The following is a 14,853-nucleotide window of genomic DNA, read 5'->3' on the forward strand; positions in this document are numbered from 1 at the left end:
CCAGCAGTGGCCCAACTACGTGCTGCAGCTCGAGAAGGTGCCGGTGGCGGGCCTCACCTGGTCCAAGCTCGCCGGTGGCGGGACCTCCGAGCCGCCGCCGCCGACCAATCCGCAGCTCGCCTTCACGACCACGTCGCTGACGCTGGCCGAGGGCAACTCGGGAACGACGGCGTTCAGCTTCACGGTGACCCGCACCGGCTCGACCGCCGCCAGCTCGACGGTCAACTGGGGCGTCTCGGGCTCGGGCTCCAACCCGGCCTCGGGCGCGGACTTCCAGGGCGGCGCCCTGCCCTCCGGGACGCTGACGTTCGCGGCGGGCGAGACCTCGAAGACCATCACCGTCAACGTCGTCGGCGACACCACGGTCGAACCCACGGAAGCGTTCACCGTGACCCTGTCCGGCGCATCGGGCGCTACCTTGGGTCAGGCGACGGCGACCGGGACCATCACCAACGACGACGGCTCGACGGGCGGCGGCGGCGGCCAGGTGATCAATTCGCCCGGCCCGGGCTCGGCCCTGACCGGCGGCGCTGGCGCCGACACCCTGAACGCCAGCCAGGGCCAGGACGTGCTGACCGGGGCCGGCGGCGCCGACCACTTCGTCTTCCCCAAGGAGAACTGGGCGCCTGCGCGGATCACCGACTTCGAACGCGGGGTCGACAAGATCGACATCCGCGGGATGCTGGACGCGGTGGGCTACACCGGGACCGATCCGTTCGGAGCCGGCTACCTGAAGCTGATCGACGACGGGGCCGGCGGCACGAAGGTGCTGTTCGACCGCGATGCGACCGGCACGGCCCAGCAGTGGCCCAACTACGTCTTCCAGGTCGAGAAGGTGGCGCCCGGCCAGCTCACCGCCAGCGACTGGATCTTCCAGTAGGCGTCACGTCGCGTAGACCTGCGGGCGCAGCGGCTTGACGCGGACGGCCAGGCCGGGCGCGACCCCGGCCGGCAGCGTCGGGCCATGCGCCTGCAGCTCGACCACCTCGCCCTCGATCAGGCACTCGATCCGCACGTCGGGACCGCGGGCGGCCACCGCCTTGACCTCGGCGGCCAGGCCTGGGCCGTCCGCCGGCGCGAAGGCCACCTCGTCGGGTCGGAAGAACACCTCGACCCGCCCCTCCGGCGCGTTGCTCGGCGCGGGCGATTCCCAGTCCGCGATCCTCAGCCGGTCCTTCTCGACCACCCCCGGCATGCGGCAGGCGGCCCCGAGGAAATCGAAGACGAACGGATCGGCCGGGTGCTCGTAAACCTCGTTCGGCGTGCCCAGCTGCACCAGTTGGCCGTCCTTCAGGATCGCCACGCGATCGGCGAGGTCCAGCGCCTCCTCTTGGTCGTGGGTCACGAACACGGTGGTCACGCCGGCGCGGTCGTGCAGCTCGCGCAGCCAGCGACGCAGCTCCCGGCGCACCTGGGCGTCGAGGGCGCCGAACGGCTCATCCAGCAGCAGCATTCGGGGTTCGATGGCCAGCGCCCGGGCGAGCGCCACGCGCTGCCGCTGACCGCCGGAAAGCTGTGACGGGTAGCGCTTCTCCAGCCCCTCCAGCTGCACGAGCGACAGGAGATGCGCGACGCGGTCGGCGATCTCGGACTTCGACGGCCGATCCGAACCCTTCCGGACCGACAGGCCGAAGGCGATGTTCTGGGCGACGGTCATGTGCCGGAAGAGCGCGTAGTGCTGGAACACCATGCCCACTCGCCGTTTGCGCACCGGCAGGGCGAGGAAGTCCTCGCCGGCGAAGCGCACCTCGCCCGCGTCGGGCTTCTCGAGGCCGGCCAGGACGCGCAGCAGCGTCGTCTTGCCCGAGCCCGACGGGCCTAGCAGCGCCAGGAACTCCTTCTCGCGCGCTTGCAGCGAAACATCCCTCAGCGCCGGGAAGCGACCGAAGGCCTTCGAGACCCCGCGGATGTCGAGCGCCAGGTTCGAGCTAGTGTCGTCGTCGGGCCGAAAGTTCACCGGAATGACGCCATTCGAGGACGGTCTTGAGGACCAGGGTGACGAGTCCGAGGCCGGCCAGGATGGAGGCCGCCGCGAAAGCGCCGACGAATTCGTAGTCATTGTAGAGCACCTCGACATGCAGCGGCAAAGTCGTCGTCAGACCCCGCACGCTGCCGGAAACCACGGAGACCGCGCCGAACTCGCCCATGGCGCGGGCGTTGCAGAGCAGGACGCCGTACAGCAGCGCCCAGCGGATGTTCGGCAGGGTGATCCGCCAGAAGGTCGTCCAGCCGCCGGCGCCGAGCGTCAGCGCGGCGGCCTCCTCGTCCGAGCCCTGGTCCTGCATCAGGGGGATCAGCTCGCGGGCGACGAACGGCAGGGTCACCAGCACCGTGGCCAGCACCAGGCCGGACGTGGCGAAGATGATCTTGATGTCGTGATCGATCAGCCATTCGCCGAACCAGCCCTGGGCGCCGAACAGCAGCACCCAGACCAGGCCCGACACCACCGGCGACATCGAGAACGGCAGGTCGATGAAGGTGACCAGCAGGCTCTTGCCCTTGAACTCGAACTTGGCGATCGCCCAGGCGGCCGCGACGCCGAACACGGCGTTAAGCGGCACGGAGATCGCTGCCACGGTAAGGGTCAGCTTGATCGCCGCGATGGCGTCGGGCTGCTTCAGGGGCTCGAGATAGGCGGCCCAGCCCTCCGACAGGGCCTGCTGGAACACGACGGCCAGAGGCAGCACGATCAGCACGCCCAGCACCGCGACCGTGAGGGCCAGGAACAGGGGCCCGAGGCCCGGCAGGCGAACGGTCGGGCTCATGCCCGCCCCCGCTTCGCCAGGAACACCTGGGCGGCGTTCACGGCCAAGAGGGCGCCGAACGAGATGACCAGCATGGCCAGGCCCACCGCAGCCGCCCCGGCATAGTCGTACTGCTCGAGCTTGATGACGATCAGCAGCGGCGCGATCTCGGACTTCAGCGGCATGTTGCCGGCGATGAAGATCACGCTGCCGTACTCGCCCACGGCCCGCGCGAACGCCAGGCTGAAGCCCGAGAGCAGCGACGGCGCAAGCGTCGGCAACACCACCAGCCAGAACCGCTGCAGGTTGGTCGCCCCCAGCGTCTGGGCGGCCTCTTCCACCTCGACGTCCAGGTCTTGCAGCACCGGCTGCACCGTGCGCACGACGAACGGCAGGCCGATGAACACCAGGGCGATGAAGACGCCGACCGGGTTGTAGGCGGTCTTGATCCCGAGTTTGGCGAACGGCTCGCCGAGGATCCCCGTCGGCGCATAGATCGCCGTCAGCGCGATGCCGGCCACCGCCGTCGGCAGGGCGAACGGCAGATCCACGAAGGCGTCGATGAGCCGCCGCCCCGGGAATTCGTATCGGGTCAGGGTCCAGGCGACGAGCAGGCCGATGGGCACGTTCGCCAGCGCCGCCAGCGCCGCAGCCCCGAAGCTCAGGCGCAGCGAGGAAAGCACGCGTGGCTCGGTGAGCGCCGACCAGACGCCCGACAGTCCCAGCTCCCAGGGCCGCAGGATCAGCGCCGTCAGCGGCAGCACCACCAGCAGGCCGAGGTAGGTCAGGGTCCAGCCCATGGCGAGGCCGAAGCCCGGCAGGATGCTGGGCTGCACCCATCGGGCCCGAACCCGTCGGGGCGGTTCGGCCAGAGCGGCGATCGTCATCCCAGGCCTAGCGCTTGTAGATGCGGTCGAAGACGCCGCCGTCGGCGAAGTGGGTCGCCTGGGCCTTCTTCCAGCCGCCGAACTGGCCGTCGACGGTCACCAGCGGGATGTTGCGGAACTTGGACCGGTACTTGGCGAGCGCGGCTTCGTTGCGCGGCCGGAAGTGGTGCTTGCCGATCAGATCCTGCGCCAGGGGGCTGTAGAGGAAGTTCAGGTATCCCTCAGCCTGGATGCGGGTCTTCTTGCGGTCGACGTTCCTGTCCACCAGCGCCACCGTCGGCTCGGCCAGGATCGACAGGCTGGGATAGACGATGTCGAACTTGGGCCCGAACTCCTCGAGCGAGAGATAGGCCTCGTTCTCCCAGGCGATCAGCACGTCGCCGATGCCGCGCTCCGCAAACGTGGTGGTGGAGCCGCGCGCGCCGGTGTCCAGCACCGGCACGTTGCGGAACAGCTTGGCCAGGAAGGCTTCCGCCGTCTGCGGAGAGCCGCCCGGCTGCTTCAGCGCCCAGGCGTAGGCCGCCAGGTAGTTCCAGCGGGCGCCGCCCGAGGTCTTGGGGTTCGGCGTGATGACGCTGATCCCCGGCTTCGCCAGGTCGCCCCAGTCGCGGATCTTCCAGGGATTGCCCTTCCGCACCAGGAACACGATCGTCGAGGTGTAGGGCGCGGAGTTGTTCGGCAGCCGGCTCTGCCAGTTTGGCGGCAGGAGCTTGGCCCGCAGCGCGATCTCGTCGATGTCGTAGGCCAGCGCCAGGGTCACCACGTCAGCCTGCAGGCCGTCGATCACCGCCCGCGCCTGGCGGCCCGAACCGCCGTGGCTCTGGTTGATGTTCAGGCTCTGGCCGGTGCGGCCCTTCCAGTAGCTGGCAAAGGCGGTGTTCACCTCCTTGTAGAGCTCGCGGGTCGGATCGTAGCTGACGTTGAGCAGGGTCAGTCCGCGGGCCTTGGACTGGGCCTGCGCCGCCCCGGGGAGGAGGAGCGGCGCAGTCCCAGCCGCCGTGATGCCTGCAGCTCCCACGCTGAGCAGGCGGCGACGCGTGAAGTTGGTGTCCGTCATCGTGGTCAGGTCCCGTCGAGGGGTTGTCGGTCAGAAGGCGTACTGGGTGCGGAAGGACCAGATGTTCAGGTCCTGGCCGATCTGAGCCCCTGCGGGGGGCGTGAGGGCGCCGGCGCCGAAGGCCGTCCCGCCGGGCGACAGACGATCGACCTCCACGCGCTGGTAGTCGGCGAGGAAGCGGACGTTGTTGTTCGGGTACCAGTTGAGCCCGACCGTGATGATCTTCTGCTCGCCGCCCCGAACGGCCGAGGCGGTGGGGGCCGTGTCCGGCGCGCCGGCGTTGAAGTTCAGGTCCAGGTCGGAGTAGCGGGCCGCCAGCTCCCAGACGCCCCAGCTCCCGGAGCCCAGCTTGAACGGGTTCTCCACCCGCGGGCTGTCGAAGCCGCCGTTGGCCGCATTGTAGCGCCGCGGCTGACCCGTGATCGTCCAGGCGCCCTGCACGTACCAGCCGGCGAACTCGGGATCGGCCAGGGCGCCCGTGCGGCGCTCCACGTCGATCCAGAAGTGCTCGCCCTGCAGGCTGAAGTTCTTCCACTGGTAGGCCGCTTCGACGCCCAGCGCCGTCAGTCCGTCGGCGTCGATGCTGCCGGTGTCGACCAGCCGGGCGCCGTCGACGCGGAGCTCGGGGCGTTCGCGCAGGCGCACCGGCGTCGCCGCCCCGCCCGGCGGGATGTCCGCGCCCGTGGCCGCCGGATTGATCACCAGGTTCGCGTTCACGCCGACCTGGATCAGGCTGTCCAGCGTCTTGTACGGCACATAGGTCGCCCGGATCACGGCGCCCAGCTGCTCGTCGAAGCTGGAAACGCCGATGGTGTTCCCGGTGACGTTGGCGCCGAACGACCAGCGCTCGCCGTTGGCCAGCACCGCCGCGCCCGTCCGCCCGTCGCCGCCCGCGAAGCCGCGGACGAGTTCGGCCACCGCCGCCCGTTCCGGGAACAGCGACGCGGTGTTGGAGGTCGCGTCCTCGAGGCCTGTGGTCGGCGCGAACGCGCCCACCCGGAAGCGCAGGGGCTTGAGCCCAGCGTATTCGATGTAGGCGTTGGTGATCTTGCCGGCTTCCTCGACGCCCGAGCCGCCGAAGTCGAACAACAGGTTGTAGTTCCAGTCGCTGAACGCCTTGCCTTCGATGCCGAAGCGCACGCGCCGGAAGTTGGTGCCGTCCGCCAAGTCGCGGGCCCGATCGGCCTCGGCCGCGTCACCCACCGAGCCGCGGCGGAAGTCGCTGCCGGGCGGGCCGGCGCTGCGCTGGTCGTAGTGGGCTGCGTCGAGCTGGACGATTCCGCGCAGCGAGGCGGTGAACGCGCCGTCGCCAGAGGCGATCGTCGGCCGGCCGTTGGCGATCGACACCGTCGTGGCGGCGACCTGGTCGCGGATGGCCTGGTCCGAGGCCGCCCCTTGCGCCTTGAGGTCCAGGATCTGCTGCTCGAGCTCGTCATTGCGCCGTTCCAGCGCATCGAGGCGGCCGATCAGGGCCAGCAGTTGCTCCTGGCTGATGCCGGTCGGCTGGCCGTTGGCCGTCGCGACCGCCTGCGCCATCGCCGAGGGCGCAGCGCTGCAAAGCAACGCCGCCAGGGCGAGGCTTTCCCCTATCCGTTTCGATCGTCCAGGCGCGGTCATGCCTCTCCCCTCCGTGATGTCGGAGGCGAAGCTATTCCGCTAAATCCTATGAGAGAAGTAGGATTAGACTCTCAGCCTATGCAGAAATTCTAAACCCTACTCCGCGGCCAGTAGAGCGCGCCCGGCGGTGAACGAGGTCTTCTCGGCCAGTTCGGCTTTGGCGGCCTCGTATTCCTCGGCCAAGCGGGCCACCAGCTCGGCGGCGGACGGCACGTCCTTCACCGCGCCGATGCCCTGGCCGCAGCCCCAGATGTCGCGCCAGGCCTTGGACTTCTGGTTGCCGCCCGAGCCGAAGTTCATTCGCGACGGGTCGCTTTCCGGCAGGTTGTCCGGGTCCATTCCGGCCGCCCGGATCGACGGCGCCAGGTAGTTGCCGTGCACGCCGGTGAAAAGGTTCGAATAGACGATGTCGTCGGCGCCCGAGGCCACGATCATGTCCTTGTAGGCCTGTTCGGCGTTGGCTTCTTGAGTGGCGATGAAGGCCGAGCCGACATAGGCCAGGTCGGCGCCCATGGCCTGGGCGCCCAGGATGGCGCGGCCGTTGGCGATCGAGCCCGAGAGCGCGATCGGGCCCTGGAACCACTCGCGCACCTCCTGAACCAGCGCAAACGGCGACAGCTTGCCGGCGTGGCCGCCCGCGCCGGCGGCGACCGTGATCAGCCCGTCCGCCCCCTTCTCGATCGCTTTGCGGGCGAAGCGGTCGTTGATCACGTCGTGCAGCACGACGCCGCCATACGAATGGACCGCGGCGTTCACGTCCTCGCGCGCGCCCAGCGAGGTGATGACCACCGGCGCCTTCCACTTGGTCGAGATTTCAAGGTCGTGTTCGAGCCGGTCGTTGGTCTTGTGGACGATGTGGTTCACGGCGAAGGGCGCCGAGGGCCGATCCGGGTTGTCGCGGTCCCACGCGGCCAGTTCCTCGGTGATCCGGTGCAGCCATTCGTCGAGCAGGCTGGCCGGCCGCGCGTTCAGCGCGGGGAACGAGCCCACGATGCCCGCCTTGCACTGGGCGATCACCAGGTCGGGCCCCGAGATGATGAACAGCGGGCTGCCGATCACCGGCAGGCGCAGGCGGTCTCGAAGAACGGGCGGCAGGGCCATGGCTACCTCGAACAGTTGTTAGATTTACAACGTATGTAAAAGCGCCGCAGCCGGCAAGACGCATTTGTCGCTGGACTGACGCTACGGCCGCCTAGGAGGCTTCGTCTAATTTCCAGGGGAGGACAACCACATGCCCGAAGCTCTGATCATCGACGCCTGCCGCACGCCGCGCGGCATCGGCAAGGTCGGCAAGGGGGCGTTGGCCGACTTCCACCCCCAGCACCTGGCCGCCACGGTCCTGAAGGCGATCGCCGAGCGCAACCAGCTGAAGACCGAGGAAGTCGACGACATCATCTGGGGCACCTCCTCCCAGCGCGGCAAGCAGGGCGGCGACATGGGACGGATGGCGGCCCTCGACGCCGGCTACGACACCCGCGCCAGCGGCGTCACCCTGGACCGCTTCTGCGGCTCGGGCATCACCGCGGTGAACCTGGCCGCGGCCCAGATCATGTCGGGCATGGAGGACCTGGTCATCGCCGGCGGCACCGAGATGATGTCCTACACCGCCGCCACTGCCAGCATGCAGGGCCCGGACGGCGGCCCCGCCCTGATCGATTCCGGCAACACCCGCCTGCGCGCCAAGCACCCGCAGTCGCACCAGGGCGTCTGCGCCGACGCCATCGCGACCCTGGAAGGCATCAGCCGCGAGGCCCTGGACGAGCTGGCCTACGTCAGCCAGCAGCGGGCGGACAAGGCGATCAAGGAAGGCCGTTTCGACCGCAGCGTCGTGCCGGTCTATCGCGACGACGGCACAGTGGCCCTCGATCGCGAGGAATTCCCCCGTCCGCAGACGACGCTGGAGGGTCTCGCGGCCCTGAAGCCTTCCTTCGAAGCGATGGCCAACGCGCCGCTTGACGACCAGGGCACGACGCTGGCCGGCCTGATCAACCGCGTCTATCCGGACCTGAAGATCCGCCACTTCCACCACGCCGGGAACTCCTCGGGCGTGGTGGACGGCGCGGCCGCGGTGCTGCTGGCCTCGCCCGAGTACGCCAGGAAGAACGGCCTGAAGGCCCGCGCGCGCGTCGTCGCCATGGCCAATGTCGGCGACAGCCCGACCCTGATGCTGAACGCCCCGGTCCCGGCGGCGAAGAAGGTGCTCAAGAAGGCCGGCCTGACGCCCGACGACATCGACCTGTGGGAAATCAACGAGGCCTTCTCGGTCGTGGCCGAGAAATTCATCCGCGACCTCGAGCTCGACCGTGAGAAGGTCAATGTGAACGGTGGCGCCATGGCGCTGGGCCACCCGATCGGCGCCACCGGCTCCATCCTGATCGGCACCATCGTGGACGAGCTGGAGCGGCGCGACCTCAAGCGCGGCCTGGTCACCATGTGCGCCGCCGGCGGCATGGCCCCGGCGATCATCGTCGAACGGGTCTAGCTCACCGTCTCCCCCTGCGGGAGAAGGTGTCGCCTGAAGGGTGACGGATGAGGGGTCGCACGGTGATGTCCGCGCGACCCCTCTTCGTTCGGAGAGGGGACTACTGCGGCGGCTTCTTCGTCCACTTTTCCAGCAGCCGCGCCGCCGCGTCGCGGCCGCCGATGCCGAAGGCGAGCGCCGCCGCCACGGCCGCCGAGCCCAGGATCAGGCCGAACGCCAGGATCACGATCTCGTCGGCGATGCCCATGAAGCGCAGGCCCATGGCGGTCGCGAGCGCGATGGTCGCCCACTTCACGATGTCGGAGGCGAAGCCGTCGGCGCCGTTGGTTGAGCGGTCGATCAGGGCGGCGAGGAAGTTGGCGGTGATCACCCCGATGGCGATGATCACCCCGCCGAACAGCACATGGCCGGCAAGCTCGAGGATTTCCGCCAGCATCACCGCGATCGCCGCAAAGGCCAGCAGGCGCGCGGCCTCGACCGCCGAGAACAGCATGATCGCCACGAGCGCGAGGCGGGCCACCACCTTCGACGGCGTGATGCGCGACAGCTGAGCCGCAGCGTCGGCCTCGAGCGGCTCTTCGGCGGCAGGCCCGATACCCAGCCCCTGCAGGCTGCGGTCGAAGCCCAGCGACGGCAGCAGCTGTTCGATCAGGCTCGCCACCCAGCGGCCGATCACGAAGGCGATGGCCAGCACGATGGCGGCGGCCAGCACTCTCGGCAGGGCGTCCAGCACGGTCGCCAGCACCGCGACGGCCGGATCCGAGATCGCGCTGACGCCCAGCTGCTGCAGGGCCGCGATGGTCACTGGAATGATGATCAGCACGAAGACCAGCGTGCCCACCGTGCGCGACAGGCCCGAGGCGCCCGTCACCCGCGACAGGCCGGCCTTCTCCAGCCACGAGTCCAGCCGCGCGGCGGCGAGGCCCGCCTCCACGACCCGCCGCGCCAGCGTCGCGACGATGAAGCCCACGAAGAAGATGACCACCGCCCCGATCAGGTTCGGGATGAAGGCGGCGACCTCCAGCAGCAGCCCGTTCAGCGGCGCCACGATGCTGGTCAGCTCCAGGGTCGTCAGGGCCCCGATCAGACCGATCAGCAGCACCAGCCAGTAGGCCAGTTGCCCGAGCTGGTAGCCCACGGTCTCCTTCGGGTCGGCGCCGGCGTTGTGCTGCTTCACGCCGGGGATGCGATCGATCAGCCGCGCCAGGCCCCACTGCGCCGCCTTCGCCAGGAAGTGGGCGGCGATCAGGATGACGATGGCGATGGCGATGCGCGGGCCCCAGTCCATCATCATCTGCTGGCTGCGGTAATAGTCGAGCGTCGGCATGGCGTCCTCCCGGTCTTCGAGGCCCAGCATAGCCATGAATCGGCCCGGCCCGCGATCACGCTGGGTGAACTTGACGCGCGCGGGCGCGGGGGCCCATGTGCCGCCATGTCCGACACACGCCTCCTGGACCCCGGATTCACCCCTGCGGGCGAGGACGCCTGGCGCGCGCTCGTCGCCAAGACGCTGGGCGACAAGCCGTTCGACAGCCTGGTGAAATCGACCGTCGAGGGGTTGGCGATCCAGCCGCTCTACGCCCAGGCGCCGCAGCCCGCCGCCTTCCCGCCGCGCCCGTTCGACGCCGAGCGCCCTTGGGACATCCGGGCGGTTTCCGCCCATCCAGATCCGGCGCGCGCCAACCTCGAACTGCTGGCCGACCTGGAGGCTGGGGCGGCCTCCGTCACGCTGAAGATTGATCCGGCCGGCCAAACGGGCGTCGCCGTGGGTTCGGCCGAGGGTCTCGCGACCGCGCTCAAGGATGTAATCGTCGAACTGGCGCCGGTGGGGCTCGACGCGGGCTTCCTGGGGCCCAGGGCCGCCGACTGGCTGCACGCCTTCGCCAAGTCCTCGCCCGGCGCGAAGCTGAACTTCCACCTGGATCCCTTGAGCGCCTTCGCCGAGGCCGGCGGCAGCGAGGGTCCGATCGAGAGCCACCTGGTCAGCGCCGCCACCGTCGCCGCGCGGCTCGCGCAGCCCTATCCGCACGCCCAGCTGTTCCTGGCCTCCGGCCGTGTCGTCCACGAAGCCGGCGGAGGCGAGGCGCTCGAGGTCGCCTTCGCCGCGGCCGCCGCGGTCGCCTACGCCAAGGCGCTGGTCCGCGCGGGCGTCGCGATGGACGAGGCTTTCGCCCGCATCACCCTGGGGCTCTCCGCCGACGCGGATTACTTCGTGACCATCGCCAAGCTGCGCGCCGCTCGGGTGGTCTGGGCGCGGATCGCCAGCGCCTGCGAGGCCAGCCCGCAGGCCCGCATCGAGGCTCGCTCCTCGCGCCGGATGCTGGCCGCCAAGGACGCGTTCACCAACATGATCCGCCTGACCGCCGCCGGCTTCGGCGCGGCCGTGGGCGGGGCCGATGCCGTCCAACTGGGCGCGTTCACCGACGCGCTGGGCCTGCCGACCGCGTTCGCGCGCCGCCAGAGCCGCAACACCCAGCTGGTGCTGATGGAAGAGGCCTTCCTTGGCCGCGTCGCCGACCCGGCCGCGGGTTCCGGCTACATCGAGGGGCTGACCGACCAAATCGCGCGCGCCGCCTGGGCGAAGTTCCAGGCGATCGAGGCCGCCGGCGGCCTGATCAAGGCGCTCGAGACCGGCGAGGTCGCCCGCGAGGTGGAGGCCGCCAACGCTGCCCGAGGCGAGCTGAAGATCGTGGGCGTCACCGCCTTCCCGCCCGCCGAGGACGCGCCGGTCGAAGTGGAGCGCGCCACGCCCAAGGCCGTGGAAGCGCCGTCCGTGCGCCTGCCCGGCCCTGACAGCCGCTGCTCGCCGCTCAAGCCCATGCGGCTCTCCGAAAAGTACGAGGCCGCCCAATGACCGGCTTCCCAGATTTCTCCGCCCTGCCCTTCGACGCCGAACGCGCAGGCGTCCCGCCCGTGACCGGCGCCGCCTGGGACACGCCAGAGGGCATCCCCGTCCGACCGGGTTACGGCCCGGCCGACGCCGAGGACTTCGCCAGGCTCGCCGGGTATCCCGGGCTCGCGCCCTTTGTCCGCGGTCCGTACCCGACGATGTACGCGACCAATCCGTGGACCATCCGCCAGTACGCGGGCTTCTCCACGGCCGAGGACTCCAACGCCTTCTACCGCCGCAACCTGGCGGCCGGTCAGATGGGCCTGTCCATCGCCTTCGACCTGGCCACCCACCGCGGCTACGACTCGGACCATCCGCGTGTGCCCGGCGACGTCGGCATGGCCGGCGTGGCGATCGACAGCATCCTCGACATGCGCACGCTGTTCGACGGCATCCCGCTCGACAAGATGAGCGTGTCGATGACGATGAACGGGGCGGTGCTGCCGATCCTGGCGCTCTACATCGTGGCCGCCGAGGAACAGGGTGTGCCGCACGAGAAGCTGACCGGCACGATCCAGAACGACATCCTGAAGGAGTTCCTGGTCCGGAACACCTACATCTATCCGCCCGGTCCCTCGATGCGGATCATCGCGGACATCTTCGCCTACACGTCGAAGGAGATGCCGCGGTTCAACTCGATCTCGATCAGCGGCTACCACATCCAGGAAGCCGGGGCGACGCTGGACCTGGAGCTGGCCTACACCCTGGCCGACGGCATTGAATACGTCCGCGCCGGCGTCGCGGCGGGCATGACCGTGGACCAGTTCGCTCCGCGGCTGTCCTTCTTCTGGAACGCCGGCATGAACGCCTTCATGGAGATCGCCAAGCAGCGGGCCGCCCGCCTGCTCTGGGCCAAGCTCATGAAGCAAGAGTTCGAGCCCAAGGACCCGCGCTCGCTATCGCTGCGCGCCCACACCCAGACGTCCGGCTGGTCGCTGGCCGCCCAGGACGTGTTCAACAACGTCGCCCGCACGGCGATCGAGGCGATGGCGGCCACCGGCGGCCAGACCCAGAGCCTGCACACCAACAGCCTCGACGAGGCGCTGGCCCTGCCCACCGACTTCTCGGCCCGGATCGCGCGCAACACCCAGCTGTTCATCCAGCTGGAGAGCGGTCAGACCCGGGTCGTCGACCCCTGGGGCGGCAGCTACTACGTCGAGGCCCTGACCGCCGCCATCGCCGAGCGGGCGCTCGCCCACATCGCGGAGGTGGAAGCCTTAGGGGGCATGGCCAAGGCGATCGAGGACGGCTTGCCCAAGCGCCGCATCGAGGAGGCCTCGGCCCGCACCCAGGCGCGGATCGATAGCGGGCATCAGACCGTCGTAGGCGTGAACCGCTACCGCCCCGCGGTCGCCGACGAGATCCCGGTGCTGAAGGTCGACAACTCGGCGGTCCGCAACGCCCAGATCGCCAAGCTGAACCGTCTGAAGGCCGAGCGCGATCCCGAGGCGGTCGCCGCCGCCCTCGATGCGCTGACGGCCGGCGCCGCCGGAAACGCCAACCTGCTGGAGCTTGCGGTCGCCGCCGCCCGCGCCAAGGCCACGGTGGGCGAGATCTCCTACGCGCTCGAAAAGGTGTTCGGCCGGCACAAGGCCAAGGCCGATGCCGTGAAGGGCGTGTACCTCCGCGAGTCCGGCGACACGCCGGCGGCCGCCCGCGCCCGCGCCATGGCCGAGGCCTTCCGCCAGGCCGACGGCCGCAAGCCGAGGGTCATGGTCGCCAAAATGGGCCAGGACGGCCACGACCGCGGGCAGAAGGTGATCGCCTCCGGCTTCGCGGACCTGGGTTTCGACGTCGAGATCGGGGACCTTTTCCAGACGCCGGCCGAAGCGGCGGCCGAAGCCGTCCAGGCCGGTGTGCACGCCGTCGGCGCAAGCTCCCTGGCCGCCGGCCACCTGACGCTGGTGCCCGAGCTGAAGGCGGAGCTCGCAAAGCTGGGGCGTCCTGACATCCTGGTGTTCGTCGGCGGCGTCATTCCGCCCGAGGACTTCAAGGCGCTGGAGGAGATGGGCGTGGCGGCGATCTTCCCGCCCGGCACCGTCATCCCCGAGGCGGCTATCGAGGTCCTGGACCGCCTGAACGAGCACCTCGGCTACGCCCAGGAGCAGGCGGCGCAGTAGCCTCGCCCGACAATCGACCCCTCCTTTGCGAAAGCCTGGAACAGGCGTCCTCCGCCTCTGGTTGGCTCCCTGAACCAGATGCCGGAGAGGAACATGTCGGAAGCAGACTCCAACAACCGCTCGGACGTCCCCCGCGACCGGTCCGAGGAGGACCGCAGCTTTGACGCCGAACACGGAGCTCAGGGCGCACCGAACGGCAAGGCGCGGGACCGCGGCTCGAGCGCCGACGCGCCCGGGGCCGACTCCGTGATGCCGGGCCGCGAGTTCGGCGCCGGCAGCCAGGTCGATGACGGTCCTGACGAGACCGCTGGCGCCGGCGGCGCTTGAGGAGAGGGCCATGCCCGATAAGCACCCGAACACCGTCCGCTGGGGCGGACCCGGCGCCAGCCACGAAGACCGCACCAAGCCGATGCCGCGGCCGCAGCCGGGCCAGCCCGAGGGCGCGGCAAGCACCAATCCTCGAGTTAGCCAGGAGTCCGGCGGCGGCGGCGAGCGCGACGAGAAGCACAGCCACGTCGACGCCTTGCGCAGCTCGAAGTCACACACCACCGGCACGCCCAGTCCGACGTCCAGCGACGACTGGCGGCGCAACCGGTCGCGCCACGATCGCGCGGCCGAGATGGCCTCGTCTGAAGACACCGGCGAACCCCGCAGCTTCCGGGCGGGCGACGGTCACGAGGCGGGATCGCCCGACGCGCCGGACGCAGGTCACGGCACCCCGGTCCAGGTGCACTTCGACAGCGAGGTTCCCGGCGTCGCCGGCGAAGCGGAGCAACGGGTGCGGCGGGCCATCGCGCGTTTCGACCGGGACCTTTCGGACGTCCAGGTCTACCTGACTGACGAGAGCGGCATAGGCTCGCCAGGGCCGCGAAGCTGCACGATCCAGGCGACGCCGCACCGGGGCGAGACGATCGCCGTGACCGAGACCGCCGGCCAGATGGACAAGGCCGTCACCATGGCTGCGCGCGAGCTCGTGCGGCGGCTGTCCGAGAGCTTCGGTTACGGCGGCGGACAGCCCGACGCCGCCGGCGAAGCGGCGCCGCAGGCCTGAGGAGG

At 70.0% G+C, this 14,853-nt stretch carries 13 protein-coding genes; 6 read left to right on the forward strand and 7 right to left on the reverse strand.

Annotated elements, in window-relative coordinates:
- The coding region (locus tag RIF93_RS03790) for a Calx-beta domain-containing protein (RefSeq protein WP_309088605.1) at nt 1–880 on the forward strand (880 nt) is incomplete at its 5' end.
- Nucleotides 881–883: 3 nt separating this feature from the next.
- On the opposite strand, the gene RIF93_RS03795 is transcribed toward RIF93_RS03790, so the two are convergent.
- From RIF93_RS03795 to RIF93_RS03820, 6 genes are all read right to left on the reverse strand, one after another.
- Nucleotides 884–1,957 carry a sulfate/molybdate ABC transporter ATP-binding protein gene (locus RIF93_RS03795; RefSeq protein WP_375163832.1) on the reverse strand — a complete coding sequence of 358 codons (1,074 nt, stop codon included), beginning with the start codon at nt 1,955–1,957 and terminating at the stop codon, nt 884–886.
- Complete coding sequence (gene cysW / locus RIF93_RS03800; RefSeq protein ID WP_309088607.1) at nt 1,929–2,765, reverse strand: sulfate ABC transporter permease subunit CysW; 837 nt, start codon at nt 2,763–2,765, stop codon at nt 1,929–1,931. Before cysW ends, RIF93_RS03795 begins: the two co-directional genes overlap by 29 nt.
- Entirely contained in the window at nt 2,762–3,631 is an 870-nt protein-coding gene (gene cysT / locus RIF93_RS03805; protein WP_309088609.1) for a sulfate ABC transporter permease subunit CysT, read from the reverse strand. The genes cysW and cysT overlap by 4 nt, the downstream gene beginning before the upstream one ends.
- 7 nt (nt 3,632–3,638) lie before the next feature.
- Entirely contained in the window at nt 3,639–4,688 is a 1,050-nt protein-coding gene (locus RIF93_RS03810; protein WP_309088611.1) for a sulfate ABC transporter substrate-binding protein, read from the reverse strand.
- Between the two features lie 30 nt (nt 4,689–4,718).
- A complete protein-coding gene (locus RIF93_RS03815) occupies nt 4,719–6,224 on the reverse strand; it encodes a porin (RefSeq protein ID WP_309088613.1) in 1,506 nt (501 codons plus the stop codon).
- A gap of 177 nt (nt 6,225–6,401) precedes the next feature.
- Nucleotides 6,402–7,406: a nitronate monooxygenase family protein gene (locus tag RIF93_RS03820; protein WP_309088615.1), complete on the reverse strand. Its 1,005-nt coding sequence runs from the start codon at nt 7,404–7,406 to the stop codon at nt 6,402–6,404.
- Nucleotides 7,407–7,536: 130 nt separating this feature from the next.
- Between RIF93_RS03820 and RIF93_RS03825 the strand changes: the two genes are divergently transcribed.
- Entirely contained in the window at nt 7,537–8,787 is a 1,251-nt protein-coding gene (locus RIF93_RS03825; protein WP_309088617.1) for an acetyl-CoA C-acetyltransferase, read from the forward strand.
- Nucleotides 8,788–8,887: 100 nt separating this feature from the next.
- Here RIF93_RS03825 and RIF93_RS03830 read toward each other — a convergent pair whose 3' ends face one another.
- On the reverse strand, nt 8,888–10,150 hold the full coding sequence (locus tag RIF93_RS03830) for a mechanosensitive ion channel (RefSeq protein ID WP_309088619.1): 1,263 nt from the start codon (nt 10,148–10,150) through the stop codon (nt 8,888–8,890).
- A 69-nt stretch (nt 10,151–10,219) separates the two neighbouring features.
- Here RIF93_RS03830 and RIF93_RS03835 point away from each other — a divergent pair, with 69 nt between their 5' ends.
- The 4 genes from RIF93_RS03835 (at nt 10,220) to RIF93_RS03850 (ending at nt 14,848) form a co-directional block, all read left to right on the forward strand.
- On the forward strand, nt 10,220–11,641 hold the full coding sequence (locus tag RIF93_RS03835; RefSeq protein ID WP_309088621.1) for a methylmalonyl-CoA mutase family protein: 1,422 nt from the start codon (nt 10,220–10,222) through the stop codon (nt 11,639–11,641).
- A complete protein-coding gene (scpA, locus tag RIF93_RS03840) occupies nt 11,638–13,797 on the forward strand; it encodes a methylmalonyl-CoA mutase (protein ID WP_309088622.1) in 2,160 nt (719 codons plus the stop codon). Before RIF93_RS03835 ends, scpA begins: the two co-directional genes overlap by 4 nt.
- A 93-nt stretch (nt 13,798–13,890) precedes the next feature.
- Nucleotides 13,891–14,124, forward strand: coding sequence for a hypothetical protein (locus RIF93_RS03845; RefSeq protein WP_309088624.1), 234 nt, complete (start codon nt 13,891–13,893; stop codon nt 14,122–14,124).
- Between the two features lie 10 nt (nt 14,125–14,134).
- Nucleotides 14,135–14,848 (forward strand): hypothetical protein, encoded by a 714-nt coding sequence (locus RIF93_RS03850; RefSeq protein ID WP_309088626.1) that lies wholly within the window; start codon nt 14,135–14,137, stop codon nt 14,846–14,848.
- Nucleotides 14,849–14,853 lie beyond the last annotated feature (5 nt).

It is taken from the genome of Phenylobacterium sp. (assembly GCF_031181185.1).
Classification (GTDB): domain Bacteria; phylum Pseudomonadota; class Alphaproteobacteria; order Caulobacterales; family Caulobacteraceae; genus Phenylobacterium.

Excerpts from the sequence above, each read along its gene's own strand:
- cysW (WP_309088607.1), bottom strand. The coding sequence starts at position 2,765 with ATGAGCCCGACCGTTCGCCTGCCGGGCCTCGGGCCCCTGTTCCTGGCC.
- cysT (WP_309088609.1), bottom strand. The coding sequence starts at position 3,631 with ATGACGATCGCCGCTCTGGCCGAACCGCCCCGACGGGTTCGGGCCCGA.
- RIF93_RS03810 (WP_309088611.1), bottom strand. The coding sequence starts at position 4,688 with ATGACGGACACCAACTTCACGCGTCGCCGCCTGCTCAGCGTGGGAGCT.
- RIF93_RS03815 (WP_309088613.1), bottom strand. The coding sequence starts at position 6,224 with ATGGCGCAGGCGGTCGCGACGGCCAACGGCCAGCCGACCGGCATCAGC.
- RIF93_RS03820 (WP_309088615.1), bottom strand. The coding sequence starts at position 7,406 with ATGGCCCTGCCGCCCGTTCTTCGAGACCGCCTGCGCCTGCCGGTGATC.
- RIF93_RS03825 (WP_309088617.1), top strand. The coding sequence starts at position 7,537 with ATGCCCGAAGCTCTGATCATCGACGCCTGCCGCACGCCGCGCGGCATC.
- RIF93_RS03830 (WP_309088619.1), bottom strand. The coding sequence starts at position 10,150 with ATGGCTATGCTGGGCCTCGAAGACCGGGAGGACGCCATGCCGACGCTC.
- RIF93_RS03835 (WP_309088621.1), top strand. The coding sequence starts at position 10,220 with ATGTCCGACACACGCCTCCTGGACCCCGGATTCACCCCTGCGGGCGAG.
- scpA (WP_309088622.1), top strand. The coding sequence starts at position 11,638 with ATGACCGGCTTCCCAGATTTCTCCGCCCTGCCCTTCGACGCCGAACGC.
- RIF93_RS03845 (WP_309088624.1), top strand. The coding sequence starts at position 13,891 with ATGTCGGAAGCAGACTCCAACAACCGCTCGGACGTCCCCCGCGACCGG.
- RIF93_RS03850 (WP_309088626.1), top strand. The coding sequence starts at position 14,135 with ATGCCCGATAAGCACCCGAACACCGTCCGCTGGGGCGGACCCGGCGCC.